We start from the raw sequence: 20,564 nt of genomic DNA on the forward strand, positions 1-20,564 counted from the left end.
AGCCCGCATGAGCTCGCTCGTCATCATCGTCATCGTCGCCGTCGCGGCTCTGGTGCTCTTTGTCGCACTGCCGCTCATCTACGTGCGCAACTACGTCAAGGTGCCGCCGAACGAAGTTGCCGTGTTCACCGGCCGCGGGACGCCGAAGGTGGTCCGCGGTGGAGCGCGCTTCAAGATGCCGGGCATCGAGCGGGTGGACATCATGTCGCTCGAACCGTTCAACGTGAACATCAATCTGCAGAATGCATTGTCCAACAACGGCGTTCCTGTGAACGTCGAGGCCGTCGGGCTGGTGCGTATCGGCTCGAACGACGAGGCCGTCCAGACCGCCGTGCAACGCTTCCTGACCTCTGACCTGTCGGAGTTGCAGCGCCAGATCAACGAGATCCTGGCCGGTAGCCTGCGCGGCATCACCGCAACCATGACCGTCGAAGACCTGAACTCCAACCGCGATTCACTGGCGCGCAGCGTGGTCGAGGAAGCCGGCGGCGATCTCGCCCGAATCGGCATGGAGGTCGACGTCCTCAAGATCGCGGGCATCTCCGACCGCAATGGCTACCTGGAGTCCCTCGGCCAGCGCCGCATCGCCGAGGTGCGCCGTGACGCGACCGTCGGCACCGCCGAAGCCGAGCGGGATGCGCAGATCCAGTCCGCCCAGGCCCGCCAGGCCGGTGCCATCGCCCAGGCCGAGGCCGATACCGCCATCGCCACCGCGACCCAGAAGCGCGACGTGGAGCTCGCGCGGCTGCGTGCGCAGACGGAGGCGGAGAACGCTCAGGCAGACCAGGCCGGGCCGCTCGCGCAGGCCCGCGCCGAGAAGGATGTCGGCATCGCTCGTGAGCAGGCCGAGGCCGCGCGCGTACAGGCCCGTACCGAGGTGGAGCAGCGTCGTACCGAGCAGGCCCAGGCCGCATTGCAGGCAGATGTCATCGCCCCCGCCGAGGCGCGTCGCCAAGCCGACATCGCCCTCGCGGAGGGTGCCCGGCAGGCCGCCATCCTCAAGGCTCAATCCGATGCCGAGGCCGAGCGCCAAAAGGGTGCCGCCGAAGCCGACGCGCGCAAGGCGGCCGCCGACGCCTACCGGATCGAGCAGCAGGCCGCCGCCGACGGCGCCAAGGCCAAGCTCATCGCCGAGGCCGACGGCACGAAGGCCAAACTGCTCGCCGACGCCGAGGGCATCAAGGCCAAGCTGCTGGCCGAGGCCGACGGTAAGAAGGAGGTCGCTGCCGCGCTCAATGCCTACACCCCGGAGGCCGCGCGCCTGCTCACCTTGCCGGACATCCTCAGCTCGGTGGTGCAGGCCACCGAGGCCGCGTCCAAACCGATCGGCGAGATTGAAAATCTGTCCATCATCGGCGGCGCGGGCGACACCAAGGACGCGTTGGGCACCTTGTTCGGGGTAAGCCCGCAGGCAGTGGCGAAAGTGATTGAGAGTCTCAGGGTTTCCGGGATCGATGTGCCCGAGCTTCTCAATCGCACCCAGCAAGCCAAGGATTCCGCATCGCCCGTCTCCGCACCCGCGGCGCGTCCGGAAGGATGGGTCGAGGAATAGCGACACCTGCTACGAAGTTGGGACGCGGCATGGGCGAATCGAATCTCAACCGGTATGGAGTGTGGAAGGGCGGCCCGGTCACCCCGGAGCAGGCCAAGGCGATCGAGGATCTCGGCTACGGCTCGGTGTGGATCGGGGGCGTGTTCACCTCGGACCTCGCGTACGTAGAGCCGTTGCTCGAAGCGACCGAGAATCTCACGGTCGCCAGCGGCATCGTGAACATCTGGACCTCCCCGGTCGACGAGATAGCTGCCGCGTTCCACCGCATCGAGGCGGCCTACCCCGGCCGGTTCCTCCTCGGGGTGGGCGCCGGGCATCCCGAGGCCTCGGCCGAATACCGCAAGCCCTACGACGCCCTCGTCGAATACCTGGATGGACTGGACGCCGCGGGAGTTCCCAAGGAACGCCGCGCGCTGGCCGCCCTGGGTCCCAAGGTGCTGAAACTGTCCGCGGATCGCACCGCAGGCGCACACCCGTATCTGACGACTCCCGAACACACCCGACAGGCGCGGGAAGTCATCGGTCCCGACGCCCTGCTGGTCCCCGAGCACAAGGTGGTGCTGAGCACCGACGCGCCCCGTGCACGTGAGGTCGGCCGACGCACCGTCGACTTCTACCTCCGGTTGAGCAACTACGTAAACAACTGGAAGAGGCTCGGTTTCAGCGATGAGGATGTCACTTCGCCCGGTAGCGACGCCTTCATCGACGCCGTGGTGGCGCACGGAACCGCAACGGAGATCGCCGCGCGACTGAACGAGCACCTTGACGCCGGCGCCGACCAGGTGCTGATTCAGGTCCTGGGCGACAAGGGTTTGGTCGACACATTGACCTCGTTGGCGGACACGCTGAGGTAGTCGCCCACTAGGGTTAGATCATGCGAATCTTGGTGACCGGCGGCGCCGGTTTCATCGGAGCCAACTTCGTACACGCAACGGTCCGCGAGCGCCCTGACGTCTCGGTAACGGTTCTCGACGCGCTGACCTATGCGGGTAGCCGCGAATCATTGACTCCGGTCGCCGCGTCGGTCGAGCTGGTCCAGGGCGATATCTGCGATGCGGACACGGTCGATCGGCTGGTATCGGACAGCGATGTGGTGGTGCACTTCGCCGCCGAGACCCACAACGACAACTCGCTCGCCGACCCGTCACCATTCCTACGCAGCAACATCATTGGCACCTACATGCTGCTGGAGGCGGTGCGTCGCCATGACGCTCGGCTGCACCACATCTCCACCGATGAGGTGTTCGGCGACTTGGAGCTCGACGACCCGAACCGATTCACCGAGACCACCCCGTACAACCCGTCCAGCCCGTATTCGGCAACCAAGGCCTCGGCCGACCTGCTGGTGCGGGCCTGGATGAGGTCGTTCGGAATCCGCGCGACAATCTCCAACTGCTCCAACAACTATGGACCGTATCAGCACGTGGAGAAGTTCATTCCACGGCAGATCACCAATATCCTGACGGGCCGCCGACCACGCCTGTACGGGGCCGGCGCCAATGTCCGAGACTGGATTCACGTCGACGACCACAACAGCGCGGTGTGGCGCATCATCGAGGCCGGCGCCATCGGACGCACGTATCTCATTGGCGCGGACGGAGAACAAGACAACCTGTCGGTGTTGCGGACCATCCTGGAGCTCATGGGCAAGGCACCCGACGACTTCGACCATGTCACCGACCGCGCCGGTCACGACCTGCGCTACGCGATTGATCCGACACCGCTGCGCGATGAACTGGGTTGGAAGCCAACGCATAGCGACTTCACCGGCGGCCTGACTGCCACCATCGACTGGTATCGCAACAACGAGGATTGGTGGCGACCCATCAAGGACTCGGTGGAATCGCAGTACGCCGCGAGGGGGCAGTGACGTGAAGATTCGCGAACTCTCGGTACCCGGTTCCTTCGAGATCACTCCGGTACAGCATCACGACAGCCGCGGGGTGTTCCTCGAATTGTTCAAGGGCCCAGCGCTGGCCGAGGCCATCGGGCATCCCTTCGACCTGCAACAGGCCAATTGCTCGGTATCGGCGGCCGGGTCGCTGCGCGGCATCCACTTCGCCGACGTACCCCCCGGACAAGCCAAGTACGTGACCTGCCTGACCGGAGCCGTGTACGACGTCGTGGTCGATATCCGCGTCGGCTCACCGACGTTCGGCGCTTGGGACGCAGTGCTTCTCGATCCCCAAGACCGGCGCGCCGTATACGTTCCGGAGGGGGTCGGTCACGGGTTCCTCGCTCTCGAGGACGACTCGACGGTGGTCTATCTGTGCTCGGCCGGATATGCCCCGGGACGTGAGCACGGTATCGACCCGCTGGATGCGACCGTTGGGATCCAATGGCCGACCCGCAGGCCCGACGGCACCGAGCTGTCCTTGCTGATCTCCGAAAAGGATGGTGCCGCACCGTCATTGCTCGACGCCAAGGATTCGGGTCTGCTCCCCGACGCCGCCGGCGTACAGGCCTACCTGAACGGCCTATCCGGCTAATCGATGTACCCACCTAGAGCGCGGCGTGTTTGCTAAAGTCCCTACATGACGCAACCGCCTGCTGGACCGCCGCCCTCGGATCCCGGGCCACCGGAGTTCCCGCCGTACCCGACGCCGACGGGCTCGGGGTACCCGCCGGTCGAGCCGCCGCCGGTAGGTGGGTATCCCCCCATTCCCCCGACCGGTCCTGCGGGCGTCGAGCCGTATCCGCCCTACCCCCAGACCAATCCACCGGCTTACCCGCCGCCACCCGGGTATCCCCCGCCACCGGCGTCGCCGTACGGTTACCCCGTTGCGGGCACCTACCCGCCCGTGGAAAGCGCACGCGGCACCAACGGATTCGCCATCACGGCACTGATCCTCGGCATCATCCCGATCTGCGCCGGCATCTTCGGTGTCATCTTCGGCTTCATCAGCCTGAACCAGATCAAGAGAACCGGTCAGAACGGCCGCGGCATGGCGATCGCCGGCATCGTGCTCGGCTTCATCTGGATCGCCGTCATCGCCGTCATCGCCGTGGTGAGCGCCGGCAGCTCGGCGAAGCGCGACGATTCAGGGCACGTCACCCAGTCCGGCGACATGGATGTCACCAAGCTGCGGGTGGGCGATTGCATCGCCGATCTGGGCGACAAGAGCTACTACACCACGACCAAGGCCATTCCCTGCGGGCAACCGCACAAGGCCGAGGTGTACGCGGTGTTGCCGCTCTCGGGTAGCTCGCTTCCCGGCCAGTCGGTGCTGGACGAAAAGGGCAACGAAGAGTGCGGTGCGGAGCTGGAGAGCTACTCGCCCAGCGCATTCGACGACGACGCCGTCGAGATCACCTACCTGTATCCGACGAAACGCTCATGGGCTCAAGGCGATCGAGCGATCGCGTGCGTGGCCACCTTCTCCACCGAGCGCACGGCATCGATCAAGGGCAAGTAACACTAAGAACGCAGGGTAAGGATGCGGGGGCCGTCCTCGGTGACGGCCACCGTGTGTTCCCAGTGCGCGGCCCGGGATCCGTCGGTGGTGACGACGGTCCAGTCGTCGGCGAGCACCCGGGTCTGGGTGGTGCCCAGGGTGAGCATCGGTTCGATCGCGAGCACCGACCCCACCGCGAGCAGCGGCCCCTTGCCGGGCGCTCCCTCGTTGGGCAGGAACGGATCCAGATGCATCGAGCGACCGATGCCGTGGCCGCCGTAGCCGTCCACGATCCCGAATGCCCGATCGAATTTCTTCTCGGCCGCCCGCGTACCCAACTCGATGGCATGGGAAACATCGGTGAGCCGGTTCCCGGGGATCATCGCCGCGATGCCGGCCTCCATCGACAGCCGAGTGGCCTCCGAGAGTGCCTCGTCGATGGGGATGACGGTGCCCACCGCGAACGTCCAGGCGGAATCCCCGTGCCAGCCGTCCAGGATCGCCCCGCAATCGATGGACACCAAATCGCCGTCGGCCAGAATCGCTGTTGCCGAAGGTATTCCGTGAACCACCTGGTCGTTCACCGAGGAGCAGATGGATGCCGGGAATCCGTGATAACCCAGGAACGACGGCACCGCACCGGCACCCCGGATCACCGATTCGGCGACCTGGTCCAGTTCGAGCGTCGACACGCCCGCCTTGGCCGCATCACGCACCGCGACCAACGCGGCGCCCACGATCGAGCCCGCGGCAGCCATGGCATCGAGCTCGCCGGCGGTGCGCTGCTCCACCGTCTTCTTGCGGCCGAAGAGACCCACTAACGACCCACTACTGACTCGCCTGCTACCGGACCAAGGCCTGCGAGGTGCGCGCGAACACCTCGTCCACCGTGCCGACGGCATCGATGGTCTGCAGCACGCTCTGGTAGTACTCCAGCAACGGCGCGGTCTCGTCGCGGTACACGTTGAGCCGGTTGCGAATGATGTCCTCGGTGTCGTCCGCGCGGCCACGGCCCAGCAGCCGCTGCACCAGCTCTTCGACCGGTACCCGGAACTCCAGCACGGCGTCGATCTTCACGCCGCGAGCCTCTTCCATCGCGGCCAGCGCATCCGCCTGGTCCACGGTGCGCGGGAAGCCGTCGAGAATGAAGCCGTCGGCAGCATCGGCCTCGTCGAGGCGCGCTTCGACCATCTTGTTGGTGACCTCGCTGGGCACCAGGTCTCCGGCGTCCAGGTACTGCTTGGCCTGGATTCCCAGCTCGGTGCCCTCGCTGATGTTCGATCTGAACAGGTCGCCGGTGGAGATCTGCGGAATGCCGAACTTCTCCGAAATCAGTTGCGCCTGCGTACCTTTGCCTGCCCCTGGCGGGCCGAGTAACACCACTCTCACTTGAGGAACCCTTCGTAGTTACGCTGCATCAACTGGCTTTCGATCTGCTTCACAGTATCGAGGCCGACGCCGATCATGATCAGTACCGCGGTGCCGCCGAACGGCAGGTTCTGCAGGCCGCCCGAGTTGCCGATCTGCAAGAACAGGTTGGGCAGGATGGCAATGATGCCCAAGTAGATCGAGCCCGGCCACGTGATGCGGTTCAGCACGTAGCGCAGATAGTCGGCGGTCGCCCGTCCGGGACGGATACCGGGGATGAAGCCACCGAACTTGTTCATCTCGTCGGCACGCTCGTCGGGGTTGAACGTGATCGACACGTAGAAGAACGTGAAGAACACGATGAGCGTGAAGTAGATCAGGATGTACCAGTAGTTGCTGGGGTCGGTCAGGTAGGTGCTGACGAATCGGTCCCACCAGCCGGTCTTCTCCTTGCCACCGCTGCGCACCAGCTGGGTGATCAGACCCGGGATGTACAGCAACGAGGAAGCGAAGATCACCGGGATAACACCGGCCTGGTTGACCTTCAACGGCAGATAGGTGGACGTACCGCCGTACATGCGACGGCCCACCATGCGCTTGGCGTACTGGACGGGGATGCGGCGCTGGCCCTGTTCGACGAACACCACACCGACCACGATGAGCAGCGCGGCCACACACACCGCGGCGAAGGTGACGCCACCGCGGCTGTCGAGGATGGTCTTGCCCTCGGCCGGGATGCGTGCGGCGATACCGGCGAAGATCAGCAGCGACATGCCGTTGCCGATTCCGCGTTCGGTGACCATTTCACCGAGCCACATCACCAAGGTGGATCCCGCGGTCATGACCAGGACCATCACGGTCAGCGAGAAGATCGACTGGTCCGAGACGATCTCGTCCTTGCGGTCGCAGCCCTGCAGCAGGTTTCCGCTGGCACCCAGCGCGACGATCGAGGTGGACTGCAGCAGTGCCAGCGCGACCGAGAGGTAGCGGGTGTACTGCGTCATCTTGGCCTGCCCGGACTGGCCTTCCTTGCGCAGCTGCTCGAACCGGGGAATCACCACGGTGAGCAGCTGAACGATGATGCTGGCGGTGATGTACGGCATGACGCCGACCGCGAAGACCGACAGCTGCAGCAGCGCACCACCCGAGAAGAGGTTGATCAGCGAGTAGATCTGCGCGGAGTCGCCGCTGCTGACCTGCTCGACGCAGTACTTCACGTTGGCGTAGTTCACGCCGGGAGATGGGAGCGTCGCACCCATCCGGTACAGGACCACGACCCCGATCGTGAAGAGGATCTTCCGCCTCAGGTCAGCTGTCCTGAGAGCAGAGACAAAAGCGGAAAGCACACATCCTCCTGCGCATCCTGCAGCTCGCCATGTGATCTGCTAGATGAATCAGCTGGTGATCCCAGCGTTGGGTAACCGTTTCGGCGGCCGTCAGGGCACGCCCGGGCCGCGTACGAGACTAACAGTTCGCTACATACCCGTGGAAAAGACGGTGTCCTTCTGGTCGGGGATGACGGTGCCGTCGGAGCGCAGCAGCGGTCCGGTGCTGCCGTCGGGGTTGGTCCGGCCGTCGGTCGCGCACAGGTACGGATCCATGTGCTGCGGATAGGGGTCGATGAACATCGGGTTGATCAGCCATTTGCCATCGGCGTTGTCGTAGGCGCGGCACATGAGTTCGGTTTTGTTGCGGTTGATGACGAGGTGCGCCGCGGTGGCGTCGTCGACGAAGGTGACATCGGTGGTCGAGTCTCCGGCGCCGAGAATCTGCCGCTTGTTCACGTCGTAGGGGTCGAACGCGGCGGGCCCCTGCACACCGAAGACCACCTGGTTGGCCCAGCATCGTTTGCCGTCCACATACGTGATGACGGTGTCGGCACCGTCGGGCTGTCCGCCGCAGCCCTTCACGTGCGGGGTCTGGCGCCCCGTGGCGTCGTAGACGCTGCGCACTCCGATCACCTGGTTCGTCGGGATTCCGATTTCTGGTGACCACACCTTGGCGATCACCTCCGAGGAAGCCGAGATCACCCAGGTGCGCACGCCGTGCGCCTGCAGCGTCGCGATGAGGTCCTTGATCTGCGGGTACACCCGCACGTACGCCGGCACGGTGGTGCTGCCGATGGTCTGGGTGGCTCCGACGGGCGCGTCCAGGTTCTCGCGCTTGGCCGCCTGCGCGAACTGCGCCACCTCCTCTGCGGTGTATCCGGCGGTCAGCGCGACGGTCCACACGTACGCGCCATTGCTCCAGCGCTGGTTGTATCCGGCGAAAGCCTCCTGCTCGTCGTGCGTCTTGCCTTCGCGGATGGCCAGGATCTCGTCGGCGCAGGCGCCGTTGGTCGATGTGGGAAGCGGCCGCCCGGCGGGCGTCGTGGTGCCGCATGCCGCGCGCAATGCGCTGACCGCGGTCTCGGTGATGTGCCGGCTGGTGGCATGCCAGTCACCCGGTTGACGGATCTTGTCGTGCCGCAGCATCCACGCCAGGGTGGCATCGGAGATGTCGTTCTTGACTTCGGTGTTGTCCCAGTCGAACAGCGCCACCGCCGGCGTGGGTCGCTTCCACGTCCCGGTACAGGTGCTGTTGGCATCGATCGCGGCTTGTAGCCGTTCCCGGACGTCGCCGTACCAGGGCAGTGTGGGATCCAGCTGGCGGCAGCCGGGCGCCGCCTGTGCGACCGGAGCGCTCGCGTTCCCGGCCAGTGGCGCAAGAGCTACGGACAGTACAACGGCAGCGATCCACGCGATGGCCTTCACCAGGGCAAGCTAACACTGTGAGCTCGCTGTGCGCGGCCTGTCATCGGGTGTTCACCAGCAGTACCCCCACCACCCACCCCAAACCCGTTCTGGCAGTAGCTGACTGTCCACTGGGCGCCGGACAATCGCATTTGCGCAGGCCACAGGCTCAGGGGTGCGTAATCGTGAACGGCAGCGCACTATGGTCGGGGCACTGGCGATCCGCTACCACTAAGGAGCCTCGATGACGCGGACCGATGACGACAGCTGGGATCTGGCCTCAAGCGTCGGGGCAACGGCGACGATGGTGGCCGCGCAGCGTGCGCTGGCCAGCCGCGTACCCGATGCCCTGATCAACGACCCCTATGCGGAACCGCTGGTGCGGGCAGTCGGCATCGAGTACTTCACCCGGCTGGCCTCGGGTGATTTCGATCCCGAGCAGATGGCGGGCCTGGTGCAGTTGGGCATCACCGCGGACGGCATGGCCAACGGGATGGCAAGTCGCACCTGGTATTACGACACCGCCTTCGAATCGTCGGCCGCCGCGGGTGTGCGCCAAGCGGTCATCCTCGCGTCGGGGCTCGACACCCGCGCCTACCGCCTGAAGTGGCCCGAGGGCACCACGGTGTACGAGCTCGACCAACCGGACGTGATCGCGTTCAAGACCGACACGCTCGCCGAGTTGGGGGCCGCCCCGAGCGCCGAGCGGCGCGCCGTGGCGATCGATCTACGCGACGACTGGCCCGCCGCGTTGAAGGCGGCCGGCTTCGACCCCAGCCAGCCGACGGTGTGGTCCGCGGAGGGACTGCTGATCTATCTGCCGCCGGAGGCACAGGACCGCCTGTTCGCATCGGTCACCGAGCTGAGCGCACCCGGCAGCCGCCTCGTCTGCGAGCAGGTGCCCGGATTGGAAACCGCCGACTTCTCCAAGGCGCGCGAGCTCACCCGCCAATTCGCGGGCGACACACTCGATTTGGATATGGAATCGCTTGTCTACACCGAAGAGCGCCAAATGGCGGCGGACTGGCTGGCCGAGCACGGTTGGACGGTGGTCACCGAGGAGAATGACGCGCTCTACGCGCGGCTCAATCTGGAGCCGGCGAGCCCCTTGCTGCGCACCATATTTCCCAACATCGTGTACGTCGACGCAACCCTCGGCTAGCCCGCAGCGCGCGAACGCTCCCGCTTCCACCAGCGACGCTTCGACGGCTCCGGTTCGTCGGTATCCGTGTTGCCGAACGGAACCCCTTTGTAGACCGCGAGATACACGTCGATGGTCGTCACGATGACGATCATCAAGACCGGTCCCAGCACGACTCCCCAGAACCCGAACGCCGCGATCCCCGAGAAGACCGCCAGCAGCATCAGTGCGGGATCCAGCCGTGCACCGCGCGGTACGAGGAAGGGGCGCAGCACATTGTCGATGTTGGAGACCACCAGCAGGTGCCAGGCGATGACGAACAGGCCTCCGACAGGATGACCGAAGAGAATCATGCCGATGCCGAACGGAATCGTCACGATGCCGCCCCCCAACGGAATGATCGACAGCGCGGTCAGCAGTATCGCGAAGAAGAAGAAACCCTGCCGAAAACCTGCGACGTAGATGGATGCGGCACCCGCGACCCCCTGCGCCATCGCGATCACGAACTGCCCCTTGACTGTTCCGCGCACCATCGCACCGATCTTGTCGAGGTACAGATCGGTGATCTCCTCCCCTAGCGGATTCAGCTGGCGCAGCAGAGTGAGCACCTTGTCCTGCTTGACCAGGAGCGAGACGAACACGTACAGGAAGATGATGCAGGCGGCCACTGCCGACGCGACGCTGCCGACGGCGCTCTGCAGCACCTGCAACAGCCCGTGGCCCACGTTCTCCGTCACCGACGCGATCGACTGCCGCAACGTGTCGGGAGTCAACTGGATATGCACGAACGGGATCTGGGCCAGAACTCTGTTGGCCACGTCGAACGCCTTCTGCCCGAGTGTGGTCATGTCGGTGTCGCCCACCCAGGTCGAGACACTGTCGATCATGCGCGCGATCTGGATGGTCGAAAAGTAGACCAGGGCGCCCACCGGAACCACCACCGCAACCAATGCGCACAGCAGCGTCAACGTGGCCGATACGCCTGAGCTGAACCGCCGGCCCAGCCTGGCGTATAGCGGGGTGAACAGATATGCGGCCACCGCGGCGACCACGATCAGGATGAAGTAGCCGCGTAGGAAGTAGATGCCGAACGCGATGCCCACCGCGGTGAGGACCGCCAGCACACGCCGTTGAAATACGGTCAGTTCGGTGTTCATGGCACGCCCCTTCCGCCGGCAACCGCACTCGACACGTTAGTCGGTGTCGGCGCTGGTCCCGGCGAAATATGCTGGTGCGGCGCGACTAAAAGCGATAGTCGCCCGACATCAGCGCCTGTGCGCTGCCGATCGATCGCTGCGCGCGCTGCACCGTTTCCAGCGCCAGCTGCGCGACCCGTCCCAGCACCGCATCGGTGACGGCCGCGGCGGCGGGTTGCGACGATGCCCGCTGTCGCAGCATCGAAGCCAACGGCGAGCTCGGGAAGTTGACGACCCGCACGTCGTCGTCGGCATCGATGTCCGCGAGTTTCTTGGCCTTGGTCACGGCATCGCGGAACCCGCCGAGCTCATCGACAAGTCCGTGCTCCAACGCGTCCCTGCCCGACCAGATCCTGCCCTGGGCAACAGCTTTCACCGCGTCCACGCTGAGGTTCCGCCCTTCGGCGACCCGCTGCACGAAATCGTCGTAATGCATGTCGATCTCGGCCTCGACCAGCTCGCGCTGCTCGTCGGTGAACGGTTCGTTACTCGACCACGCGTCGGCGTTGGCGTTGGTACGCAAGGTGTCCGACGCGACACCGAGCTTCTCCTTGAGTTCGCGGGTGATGAACTTTCCGGTGATCACGCCGATCGACCCGGTGATGGTTCCCGGATTGGCGATGATCGCATCGGCAGCCATGGCCACGTAGTAGCCACCCGACCCCGCGACCGCGCCCATGGACACCACCACCGGCTTACCCGCCTCGCGCGCCCGAACCACTTCCCGCCAAATGGTTTCCGAACCGTTGACCGATCCGCCGGGGCTGTCCACGCGCAGCACGATGGCGGCCACCGAGTCGTCGGCGACGGCATCGCGCAGCGCCTCGGCGATCACGTCACCGCCGCTGGCGGGGCCCGGCGGGAAGAGCCGGGGACCGCTGCGCCCGCTCACGATGGGCCCGGCCAGGGTGACCACGCCGATGGTCGGCCGCGACGAACGTCCGGGCAGGGCAGGCAGGCTGGGCACCTGCGGCCGGGTGGCCCGTGCGTAGCGCGCCAGATACAGCAGCGGCGGTTCGTTTCCGTTCCGCACACCCGTCAGCTCGCCGATCCGCGCATATGCCTCGTCGCGGTAGCCGATGCGGTCCACCAATCCCCCGGCCACCGCGTCGGTGCGTCGCAACGGCGCCCGGTCCGCCAGCGCGTCCACCTCGTCGGGGTCGAGCTTTCGCGACGCCACCACGGCGTCACGCACCTGTTCGGACAGGCTTTCCAGCAGACGGCCGTCCGCTTCCCGCTGCGCCTCGGTGTAGCCGTCTTCGGTGAAAAGGTTTGCCGCCGACTTGTATTGGCCGCGGGTCAGGAATTGTGCCTCCACCCCGGCCTTGTCGAGGGCGCCACGCAGGAAGGTTCCGCTGGCCGCGAAGCCGATCAGCCCCACCGTGCCGGAGGGCTGCATCCAGACCTCACCGAAGGCCGACGCCAGGTAGTAGGAAAGCGTGCCCGGGTAGGTCTCGGCCCACGCCACGCTCGGCTTCACCGCACTGAAAGCCTCGATCGCGGCCCGCAGCTCTTGGACTGCTCCGGCCGCGGCGGGCGGGATCTGCACACGGGCGATGAGGCCGGCCACCCGTGGATCGTCGATCGCGCGATGGATGGCGGCGATGGTGTGCCGCAGCGACAGCGGTCGGCTGGCCCCCGAGAACACCAGTCCCAGCGGATCGAAGCTGACGGTTTCCGGAGGAACCTCCAGCAGGTCGAGCTCCAGGATGCAGTCCCGCGGTACGCCCCGGTGACGTGCGGTATCGACCTTGGCCAGCAGGTCGTGAACATCCGTGGGCGCGGTGAAAGCGAACATGTCTTGAGCGTACCGACGAATGCGGCGATCCTCCCGGCCATAAATCCGTGCTGCCGTACCAGTCGACGCGTAGGGTCGGAACCATTCGCTGGCGGAGGGGCAACGATGACACGTGTACGGACGACGACGGCCCGGAAGGCCATGGCTCAGGTCGCTGCGTTACTGGCGGTGACCTCGGTGTCCGGATGTATCGATACGTCCGGATCGCGTGAGCTGACACCGTCACAATCCACGTCGTCGACGGCAGCAGCACCCACCCGCAGTTATCCCGGGCTGTTCCCGGAGTATCGAGGCAAATTCCACCCCAACCACGCGGATCTGGGTGGTCGCAACAACGCCGAGCTCGCCGCTCTGTTGCCCACGGCTGCCGACTTTCCCCCACAAGGGCAGACGCGCGCACCCGACATCGCCTCCGACGACGGCTCCGGGCTGGGCATGCACGGTCAGACCGACGGTGAAACTCGACCGCCTGAATGCCTGTACACACCCTTCGGCAAGTCTTTTTCGCGAGCACCCGATGGTTCGGACTGGAATCTGTACTACGCGGCCTCGACGCTTCACGAGGTGGATCCTGCCGGTGGCCGCATCGTCGTCACGGTGAACCGTGAACGCGAGAACACCGATGTGTTCGCGCTGACCACCAACTGGATCAAGAAATGCGGGCAGTACGACAAGGCGTTCCCCACGTTCGCCAAGCCGGAGGTGCGCAATCGGCATGTCACCGATACCTTCGCCCCTGGCCCGATCGTGGACGGAGTGCCGACCTACGTCTACACCAGCGCCGGCACCGATCTCGACGACACCTCCGCCGACAAGCAGTCGTCGGGGGTGCGCGCACAGCGCGTCGTGTTGGCCAGGGTGCGCTCGGTCGTCTTCGAAGTGGAAGGCACCGAACCGGTGGACACCGGTCTGCTGGACCAGCTGATGGCCACCACCATCGCCAATGCCAAACATGCTCCGCCACCCCCGGAACAGAACGCCGGGCGATTGGCCGGCCTGCCCACCTGCGACACCGTCGCGGCCCAACCCGGAAACCCACAACCCGATCCGGCGCTGGACTGCACAATTCGCACGTCGGATGGCAGCGGTGTGATCTTCGAGGTGTTGGGCACCCCGGCGGGCACCATTCGGGTGTTCAACGGCAGTGGCGCACAGTTGCAATCGATTCGCGTACCCGATCCGATTTTCCAGCAGCGCGTGCCCTTCCTGCAGGACCTGGACCAGGACAAGCGCGAGGAGCTGCTGGTGGTCAGGGCGACGGGTGACCCGGCCGGCGACCTCATGGACGTGTGGCGCTCGCGGCCCAATTCCGATCAATTCGATATGACCGGAACGATTTTCGGTGTCCCTCGGTTCTGGATGACCTCCGATCGATTCATCGGGCTCTTCTCGCGCAACGGTGCCGACGCCGGGGTGGCAGCGCTGTTCCGGTTCGTGGACAACAAGCTGTCGGTGCTGGCACTGCTGGACACCGAAAGACGGGTCGACAACAAGCCGCTCGACGATCCGAAGTGGCGCCTCAACGCCAACGTCAAATGCGCGATGAACCTGTCCGATGATCCACCGGGCGCCTTGGGGGCACGCATGGACGCGCTACGCGCGGCGGGCGTCGACCCTGCGACCGCCCAGGAGCACTTCTGTCTGCAGCCGTGGGTGCCAACGCTGTACAGACAGGGCACACGGTGAGGCACTTGTGAAAACGTGTTACGCGACAGCACTTTTCGTCATGGGGATCGCCCTGACGGCATGTACGAATGGCGGCATCCATCGCACCAACACGTCAACGAGCCCACCGCCCAGCCGCTTGGACTCGTTGCCCGCGTGTTCTTCGATCAAGCCGCAGGCAGTCGAGCCGGATCCGGATCCGGCGCTGGACTGCGTGCTGCGGTCCAACGATTCGGCCAAACTCAGGTTCGAGGTGCTGGGCACCCCGCCCCTCACCATCAAGGTGTACGAGCCCAACGGGAATCTGACCCAGACCTTTACCGTCCCGGTCGACAAGCCGGAACGAACGCCACCGCTTCTTACCGACCTCGATCGCGACGGCAGGGAAGAGCTGGTGGTGATCGACAACGTCGGCTCGGACGGCGACACCCTGGATGTGTGGCGGGTGGGCAAGGATTCGGGCAAGTACGCCCGCGCGGGACAGGTCTTCGGATATCCGGATTTCCGGATTACCGATGAGGGTTTCACCGCGTTCTACGCCAGCACCGGCGCCGGGTCGGGACGGGTTTCCGTCTACCGGTTCGTCGACGACAAGATCGTCGAAGTGGGCAACATGTTCGTGCAGGCCGCCGACTGGCCGGACCCGCCCGATCCTGCCCGCGCCTGGTACACCAACGACAACACGTTGTGCTCCTTCAATTTCGACGATGACCCCCCAGGACGCGTCGCGGCGAGGAATCAGGCGTTGACGGACGCCGGTATCGATCCGCCGACGGCACAGGACCGATTCTGCAAGCAGTCGTGGGTGGCCGAGATCTACCGGCAGCGCTAGCCGGGCGCACCATGGAGCTGAATCGCCGTCCGCCCTGCGCGCCCGATGGTATGACTATCGGATGACGCTCAAGATGACGGTCTCACCCGCTCTGATCGGCGGCGATGTCGACGAGGGGTACGGCAGGATCGCCGACGCGTTCCGCGCCAACTTCGCGCGCGGAGACGAGATCGGTGCCGCCCTCTCGGTGTATCGCGACGGTGTGAAGGTCGTCGACCTGTGGGGCGGCTACCGCAACGGGCTCACCAAGGACCCGTGGCGCGAAGACACCATAGTCAACATGTTTTCCACGACTAAAGGTGTTGCATCCCTTGCCGTTTCCGTTGCGGCATCGCGCAGTCTGCTCGACTACGACGCAAAGGTCGCGGACTACTGGCCGGAGTTCGCGCAGGCAGGCAAGGCCGAGGTCACGGTGCGGCAGCTGCTGTCGCACCAGGCCGGGTTGCCCGCGCTCGACGCACCGCTGAAGCTGGCAGACCTGAACGACCCTGCCAAGGTCTCCGCGGTGCTCGCCGCCCAAAAACCGGCGTGGACACCGGGCACCCGACACGGCTACCACGCTCTCACCCTGGGTTGGTACGAATCCGAGCTCATCCGTCGCACCGACCCCGCCGGCCGCACCATCGGACAGTTCTTCGCCGACGAGGTCGCCGCTCCTCTCGGCCTGGACCTGCACATCGGACTGCCCGCATCGGTGGACCGCGGCCGGGTGGCCGAACTGCACGGCTGGAAGCGTCAGGAGGCGCTGCTGCACCTCAACACCATGCCGCCCCGATTTGTGCTGGCGCTACTGAATCCGCGGGGTCTGACCGGCCGAAGTGCCAACCTGCCCAACGATATCGACGCGATGACCGACTTCAACCAGGAGAAGGTGCGCACCGTCGAGATGCCCGCCGCCAATGGGATCGGCTCGGCACGCTCAGTAGCTCGCGCATACGGCTGCGCGGCAACCGGTGGGGCCGAACTCGGGCTCACACCGGCGACTCTCGAAACGGTGACCGAGCCCGCCGTGCCTCCTACCGGAGGCATCCGAGACAAGGTGCTGCACGTCGACTCGGTGTTCTCACTGGGGTACTGCAAACCGTTCCGCGACTGTGTCTTCGGGTCGTCCGGGAAGGCGTTCGGGACACCTGGCCTCGGCGGATCGTTCGGCTTTGCCGACCCTGACACCGGTGTCGGATTCGCCTATGTGATGAACCGATTGGGCTTTCACCTGTTCAGCGATCCCCGTGAACTCGCGTTGCGTCAGGCACTGTTTCGAGATGTGCTGGGCACACGCCCGCAGACATGAGCCCCGTGTTTCGCCGAGCGCATACCGCACGCGGGCGATTCCCGCGATGGCCCTGCACCTGGTATGCACTCGGCGAAAGAGAAAGGGCGCCCATCCGAAGATGGACGCCCTTTCCGGAAAGCGGTTACTAGGCCTCGTTGACCGATCCGCCTGCGGCGGTGATCTTCTCGCGGGCCGAGTCGCTGAACTTGTTGGCAGTCACCGACACCTTGACCTTGAGGTCGCCGTTGCCGAGCACCTTCACCAGCTCGTTCTTGCGCACCGCACCCTTGGCAACCAGGGCCTCGATGGTGACGTCGCCACCCTCGGGGAACAGCCGCTCGATGTCGGCCACGTTCACCACCTGGTATTCGGTGCGGAAGCGGTTCTTGAAGCCCTTGAGCTTCGGGAGCCGCATGTGGATGGGCATCTGCCCACCCTCGAAGGTCACCGGCACGTTCTTGCGTGCCTTGGTGCCCTTGGTACCGCGACCCGCGGTCTTACCCTTGGACCCCTCACCACGACCGACGCGGGTGCGCTCGGTCTTGGAGCCCGGGGCCGGGCGTAGGTGATGCAATTTGATGGTCATTGCTTACTTCACATCCTCGACGGTGACCAGGTGGCGAACCACCTGGAGCAGGCCGCGGGTCTGCGCGTTGTCCTCACGGACAACGGTCTGACGAATCTTGCGCAGACCCAGTGTCTTCAGACTTTCGCGCTGCTTCCATCGGGCTCCGATGGTGCTGCGCACCTGGGTGATCTTCACGTCAGCCATGGCTGCCTCCCTGTGCTGCCGCAGCTGCGAACTCGGCACGGGCCCGGAGCATGCCGGCCGGTGCCACGTCCTCGATGGGCAGACCGCGCCGGGCCGCAACCTCTTCGGGGCGCTGCAGCTGCTTGAGCGCCGCGACGGTTGCGTGCACCACGTTGATGGCGTTGTCGCTACCCAGCGACTTGGCCAGGATGTCGTGCACGCCGGCGCATTCCAGCACCGCGCGGGCAGCGCCACCGGCGATCACACCGGTACCGGCCGAGGCCGGACGCAGCATGACGACACCGGCGGAGTCCTCGCCCTGAACCGGGTGGGTGATGGTGCCGCCGATGAGCGGAACGCGGAAGAAGTTCTTGCGAGCCTCGTCCACACCCTTGGCGATGGCGGCCGGAACTTCCTTGGCCTTGCCGTAGCCGACGCCCACCAGACCGTTGCCGTCGCCGACGATCACCAGCGCGGTGAAGCTGAACCGGCGACCACCCTTGACGACCTTGGAGACGCGGTTGATGGTGACCACGCGCTCCAGGTAGTTGCTCTTCTCGGCGTTGTCACGCCCACCACGACGGTCGTCGCGGTTGTCACGGCGTCCACGGCCGCCCTCGCGACCGTCGTTGGAGCCGCCTGCATTGTCGGGAGCGCCCGAATTGCGCTGCGCCATCATGCTGTCCCTTCTTGGAAAATCCGAGCAAGTCCGAACATCAGAACACCAGCCCGTTCTCGCGGGCGGCGTCGGCAAGTGCGGCGATCCGGCCACCGTAGGTGTAGCCACCACGGTCGAACACCACGGTGTCCACGCCGGCAGCCTTCGCACGCTCGGCGATCAGCTGACCGACCCGGGCACTGCGTGCCTTCTTGTCGCCGTCCACTGCCTGCACATCGGGCTCGATGGACGAGGCCGCCGCCAGGGTGGTACCGGTGAGATCGTTGACCAGCTGCACGTGGATGTGGCGAGCCGAACGGTTGACGACCAGACGCGGCCGCTCGTCGGTGCCGGACACCTTCTTGCGCAGACGTGCGTGACGACGCAGACGCGAGGCGCGACGCACCTCCGAGACGCTCTTGCCGACGGGCTCGTGCTGCTTCGATTCTGTCTTGGTTTGAGCCATGGTCACTTACCTGTCTTTCCGACCTTGCGGCGGATCTGCTCACCCTCGTAGCGAATGCCCTTGCCCTTGTAGGGGTCCGGACGACGCAGGCGGCGGATGTTGGCCGAAATCTGGCCAACCTTCTGCTTGTCGATTCCGCTGATCGAGAACTTGGTGGGGGTCTCGACCGCGAACGTGATGCCCTCGGGCGCCTCGATCAGCACCGGGTGGCTGTAACCGAGCGCGAACTCCAGGTTCGAGCCCTTGGCCACCACGCGGTAACCGACGCCGAAGATCTCCATCTTGGTGGTGTAACCCTGGGTCACACCGGTCACCAGGTTGGCGATCAGGGTGCGGGACAGGCCGTGCAGCGAGCGGTTGCGCCGCTCGTCGTCCGGGCGGGTCACCACGATGGCGCCATCGTCATTGCGCGACACCGAGATCGGCTCGCTCACTGTCAGCTCAAGGGTGCCCTTGGAGCCCTTCACGGAGATGTTCTGGCCGTCGATGTTGACGTCCACTCCCGAAGGAACCGGCACCGGCTGCTTACCAATACGCGACATGTTTTTAGTCCTCCCCTACCAGACGTACGCGAGGACTTCGCCGCCCACGCCCTGTCGGGCTGCCTGGCGGTCGGTGAGCAGGCCAGTGGACGTGGAGATGATCGCCACGCCCAGGCCACCGAGAACCTTGGGCAGATTGGTGGATTTTGCGTACACACGCAGACCGGGCTTCGACACGCGGCGCAGACCGGCGATGCTGCGCTCACGGCTGGGGCCGTACTTGAGCGAGACAACCAGGTTCTTGCCCACGCGGGCGTCCTCGGTGCGGTAATCGGTGATGTAGCCCTCGCGCTTGAGGATCTCGGCGATGTTGGCCTTGATCTTCGAGTGCGGAAGGGTCACCTCATCGTGGTATGCCGAATTGGCATTGCGCAGACGTGTCAGAAAGTCTGCGATCGGATCAGTCATGGTCATGACAGAGTCCATCAACCTTTCTCGCCGCGGTTCCCATGCAGCATGCTCGTACCGGTTCCCGTAAAGGGCCTGGTACATCACATCGTGGGCCTACTGCGAAGTGATCTTCCGTATCTGACCGGGTTCGGTCAGGGGTCGTACATCGGCAGTGCTGTTCCTGGAACCCGAAAGCACATGTCGACCGGCCATGGGCGAAACACAGCCCAGGCAACCGGTCAAGTGTAGGTGAGCTGGACGTACGGACCAAATCGGCGACGATCGAGCTCAGCTCGTCGGCGTCAACGTGAACGGCAGCCAGTAGGTGCCCGGGCCGTCGCCCGGACATCCGGGCGCACCCACCGCGAATGTCCGCTCACCGGAGAAGCTGCCGTCGCCGTTCGGCACCAGGAAGTCGGACCTGGCCGCGGTCACCGCGCCGCCGTCGTCGCAGTGGAACGGATAGTTCGCGGCCGATTCCCATCGATCGCCGTTCCATCGATAGTCGAAGAGGGCGGGCGCATTGGGGTTGTCGGCCAGCTCGGCCAACCGCAGCCAGTGCGCGACGCATCCCTGCGCGGTGCACGTGGTGGTGAAGCTGGCGGCCTGCGTCGACGGGTCCGAAGGGTCCGGCCTGCCCTCGAAGGTCTGCCGCGAATGGTCCAGATAGGTGTCGTAGGTGCCGTACAGCGGCACCGGCTCGGGCCGGTCGGCGCGCGCCACCGCGGCACCGGAGGATGCCGTGACGACCGCGAGCGCCAACGCGCCCCAGCTGCGCATATGTCACTGATAACACAGCTGATGC

The 20,564-nt window shown here is 65.4% G+C and carries 22 protein-coding genes; 9 read left to right on the plus strand and 13 right to left on the minus strand.

What is annotated here, in order from left to right:
- Positions 1–7 precede the first annotated feature (7 nt).
- From MYCSP_RS17690 to MYCSP_RS17710, 5 genes are read left to right on the plus strand one after another with little or no spacing between them, the layout of a single operon-like run.
- A complete protein-coding gene (locus tag MYCSP_RS17690; protein WP_070909415.1) occupies positions 8–1,552 on the plus strand; it encodes a flotillin family protein in 1,545 nt (514 codons plus the stop codon).
- Between the two features lie 29 nt (positions 1,553–1,581).
- Positions 1,582–2,406 (plus strand): LLM class F420-dependent oxidoreductase, encoded by an 825-nt coding sequence (locus tag MYCSP_RS17695; protein WP_088414549.1) that lies wholly within the window; start codon positions 1,582–1,584, stop codon positions 2,404–2,406.
- A 20-nt stretch (positions 2,407–2,426) separates the two neighbouring features.
- Positions 2,427–3,422: a dTDP-glucose 4,6-dehydratase gene (gene rfbB / locus MYCSP_RS17700; protein WP_088414551.1), complete on the plus strand. Its 996-nt coding sequence runs from the start codon at positions 2,427–2,429 to the stop codon at positions 3,420–3,422.
- Between the two features lies 1 nt (position 3,423).
- The gene (locus MYCSP_RS17705) at positions 3,424–4,041 is read left to right on the plus strand and encodes a dTDP-4-dehydrorhamnose 3,5-epimerase family protein (protein WP_088414553.1); all 618 of its coding nucleotides are present in this window, start codon (positions 3,424–3,426) and stop codon (positions 4,039–4,041) included.
- A 45-nt stretch (positions 4,042–4,086) separates the two neighbouring features.
- Positions 4,087–4,968: a DUF4190 domain-containing protein gene (locus MYCSP_RS17710; RefSeq protein WP_083013506.1), complete on the plus strand. Its 882-nt coding sequence runs from the start codon at positions 4,087–4,089 to the stop codon at positions 4,966–4,968.
- A 2-nt stretch (positions 4,969–4,970) separates the two neighbouring features.
- Here the strand turns inward: MYCSP_RS17710 and map are convergent, their stop codons facing one another.
- The 4 genes from map to MYCSP_RS17730 all read right to left on the minus strand — a co-directional run bounded on the left by map (position 4,971) and on the right by MYCSP_RS17730 (position 9,071).
- Entirely contained in the window at positions 4,971–5,765 is a 795-nt protein-coding gene (gene map / locus MYCSP_RS17715) for a type I methionyl aminopeptidase (protein WP_083013505.1), read from the minus strand.
- Positions 5,766–5,790: 25 nt separating this feature from the next.
- Positions 5,791–6,336 (minus strand): adenylate kinase, encoded by a 546-nt coding sequence (locus MYCSP_RS17720; protein WP_083013504.1) that lies wholly within the window; start codon positions 6,334–6,336, stop codon positions 5,791–5,793.
- Positions 6,333–7,661: a preprotein translocase subunit SecY gene (gene secY, locus MYCSP_RS17725; RefSeq protein WP_070909408.1), complete on the minus strand. Its 1,329-nt coding sequence runs from the start codon at positions 7,659–7,661 to the stop codon at positions 6,333–6,335. Before secY ends, MYCSP_RS17720 begins: the two co-directional genes overlap by 4 nt.
- A 129-nt stretch (positions 7,662–7,790) precedes the next feature.
- Positions 7,791–9,071, minus strand: a complete 1,281-nt coding sequence (locus MYCSP_RS17730) for an HAD family hydrolase (RefSeq protein WP_407661708.1) — start codon at positions 9,069–9,071, stop codon at positions 7,791–7,793.
- Between the two features lie 220 nt (positions 9,072–9,291).
- On the opposite strand from MYCSP_RS17730, the gene MYCSP_RS17735 reads away from it, so the two are divergent.
- Positions 9,292–10,209, plus strand: a complete 918-nt coding sequence (locus MYCSP_RS17735; protein ID WP_083013502.1) for a class I SAM-dependent methyltransferase — start codon at positions 9,292–9,294, stop codon at positions 10,207–10,209.
- Here MYCSP_RS17735 and MYCSP_RS17740 read toward each other — a convergent pair.
- Together MYCSP_RS17740 and sppA are read right to left on the minus strand one after the other, a co-directional pair.
- Positions 10,206–11,345, minus strand: a complete 1,140-nt coding sequence (locus MYCSP_RS17740; protein ID WP_083013501.1) for an AI-2E family transporter — start codon at positions 11,343–11,345, stop codon at positions 10,206–10,208. The two genes, MYCSP_RS17735 and MYCSP_RS17740, sit on opposite strands and share 4 nt — an antisense overlap.
- Before the next feature lie 85 nt (positions 11,346–11,430).
- Positions 11,431–13,182 (minus strand): signal peptide peptidase SppA, encoded by a 1,752-nt coding sequence (gene sppA / locus MYCSP_RS17745; RefSeq protein WP_070909404.1) that lies wholly within the window; start codon positions 13,180–13,182, stop codon positions 11,431–11,433.
- A gap of 105 nt (positions 13,183–13,287) precedes the next feature.
- Between sppA and MYCSP_RS17750 the strand changes: the two genes are divergently transcribed.
- From MYCSP_RS17750 to MYCSP_RS17760, 3 genes are all read left to right on the plus strand, one after another.
- Entirely contained in the window at positions 13,288–14,868 is a 1,581-nt protein-coding gene (locus MYCSP_RS17750; protein ID WP_083013500.1) for a sensor domain-containing protein, read from the plus strand.
- A gap of 7 nt (positions 14,869–14,875) precedes the next feature.
- The gene (locus MYCSP_RS17755) at positions 14,876–15,679 is read left to right on the plus strand and encodes a hypothetical protein (RefSeq protein WP_083013499.1); all 804 of its coding nucleotides are present in this window, start codon (positions 14,876–14,878) and stop codon (positions 15,677–15,679) included.
- A gap of 61 nt (positions 15,680–15,740) precedes the next feature.
- Positions 15,741–16,970, plus strand: coding sequence for a serine hydrolase domain-containing protein (locus MYCSP_RS17760; protein WP_088414556.1), 1,230 nt, complete (start codon positions 15,741–15,743; stop codon positions 16,968–16,970).
- A 127-nt stretch (positions 16,971–17,097) separates the two neighbouring features.
- On the opposite strand, the gene rplO is transcribed toward MYCSP_RS17760, so the two are convergent.
- From rplO to MYCSP_RS17800, 7 genes are all read right to left on the minus strand, one after another.
- The gene (rplO, locus tag MYCSP_RS17765) at positions 17,098–17,538 is read right to left on the minus strand and encodes a 50S ribosomal protein L15 (protein ID WP_030096716.1); all 441 of its coding nucleotides are present in this window, start codon (positions 17,536–17,538) and stop codon (positions 17,098–17,100) included.
- A 3-nt stretch (positions 17,539–17,541) separates the two neighbouring features.
- Positions 17,542–17,724 (minus strand): 50S ribosomal protein L30, encoded by a 183-nt coding sequence (gene rpmD, locus MYCSP_RS17770; protein ID WP_005055719.1) that lies wholly within the window; start codon positions 17,722–17,724, stop codon positions 17,542–17,544.
- On the minus strand, positions 17,717–18,382 hold the full coding sequence (gene rpsE, locus MYCSP_RS17775; RefSeq protein WP_043076465.1) for a 30S ribosomal protein S5: 666 nt from the start codon (positions 18,380–18,382) through the stop codon (positions 17,717–17,719). The genes rpmD and rpsE overlap by 8 nt, the downstream gene beginning before the upstream one ends.
- 37 nt (positions 18,383–18,419) lie before the next feature.
- Entirely contained in the window at positions 18,420–18,827 is a 408-nt protein-coding gene (gene rplR / locus MYCSP_RS17780; RefSeq protein ID WP_083013497.1) for a 50S ribosomal protein L18, read from the minus strand.
- 2 nt (positions 18,828–18,829) lie between these two features.
- Positions 18,830–19,369: a 50S ribosomal protein L6 gene (gene rplF / locus MYCSP_RS17785; protein ID WP_070909399.1), complete on the minus strand. Its 540-nt coding sequence runs from the start codon at positions 19,367–19,369 to the stop codon at positions 18,830–18,832.
- Between the two features lie 15 nt (positions 19,370–19,384).
- The gene (gene rpsH, locus MYCSP_RS17790; RefSeq protein ID WP_005055710.1) at positions 19,385–19,783 is read right to left on the minus strand and encodes a 30S ribosomal protein S8; all 399 of its coding nucleotides are present in this window, start codon (positions 19,781–19,783) and stop codon (positions 19,385–19,387) included.
- 264 nt (positions 19,784–20,047) lie between these two features.
- Positions 20,048–20,539, minus strand: coding sequence for an MBOE_33420 family protein (locus MYCSP_RS17800; protein WP_070909398.1), 492 nt, complete (start codon positions 20,537–20,539; stop codon positions 20,048–20,050).
- Positions 20,540–20,564: the final 25 nt, after the last annotated feature.

This window comes from Mycobacteroides saopaulense, assembly GCF_001456355.1.
Classification (GTDB): Bacteria; Actinomycetota; Actinomycetes; order Mycobacteriales; family Mycobacteriaceae; genus Mycobacterium; species Mycobacterium saopaulense.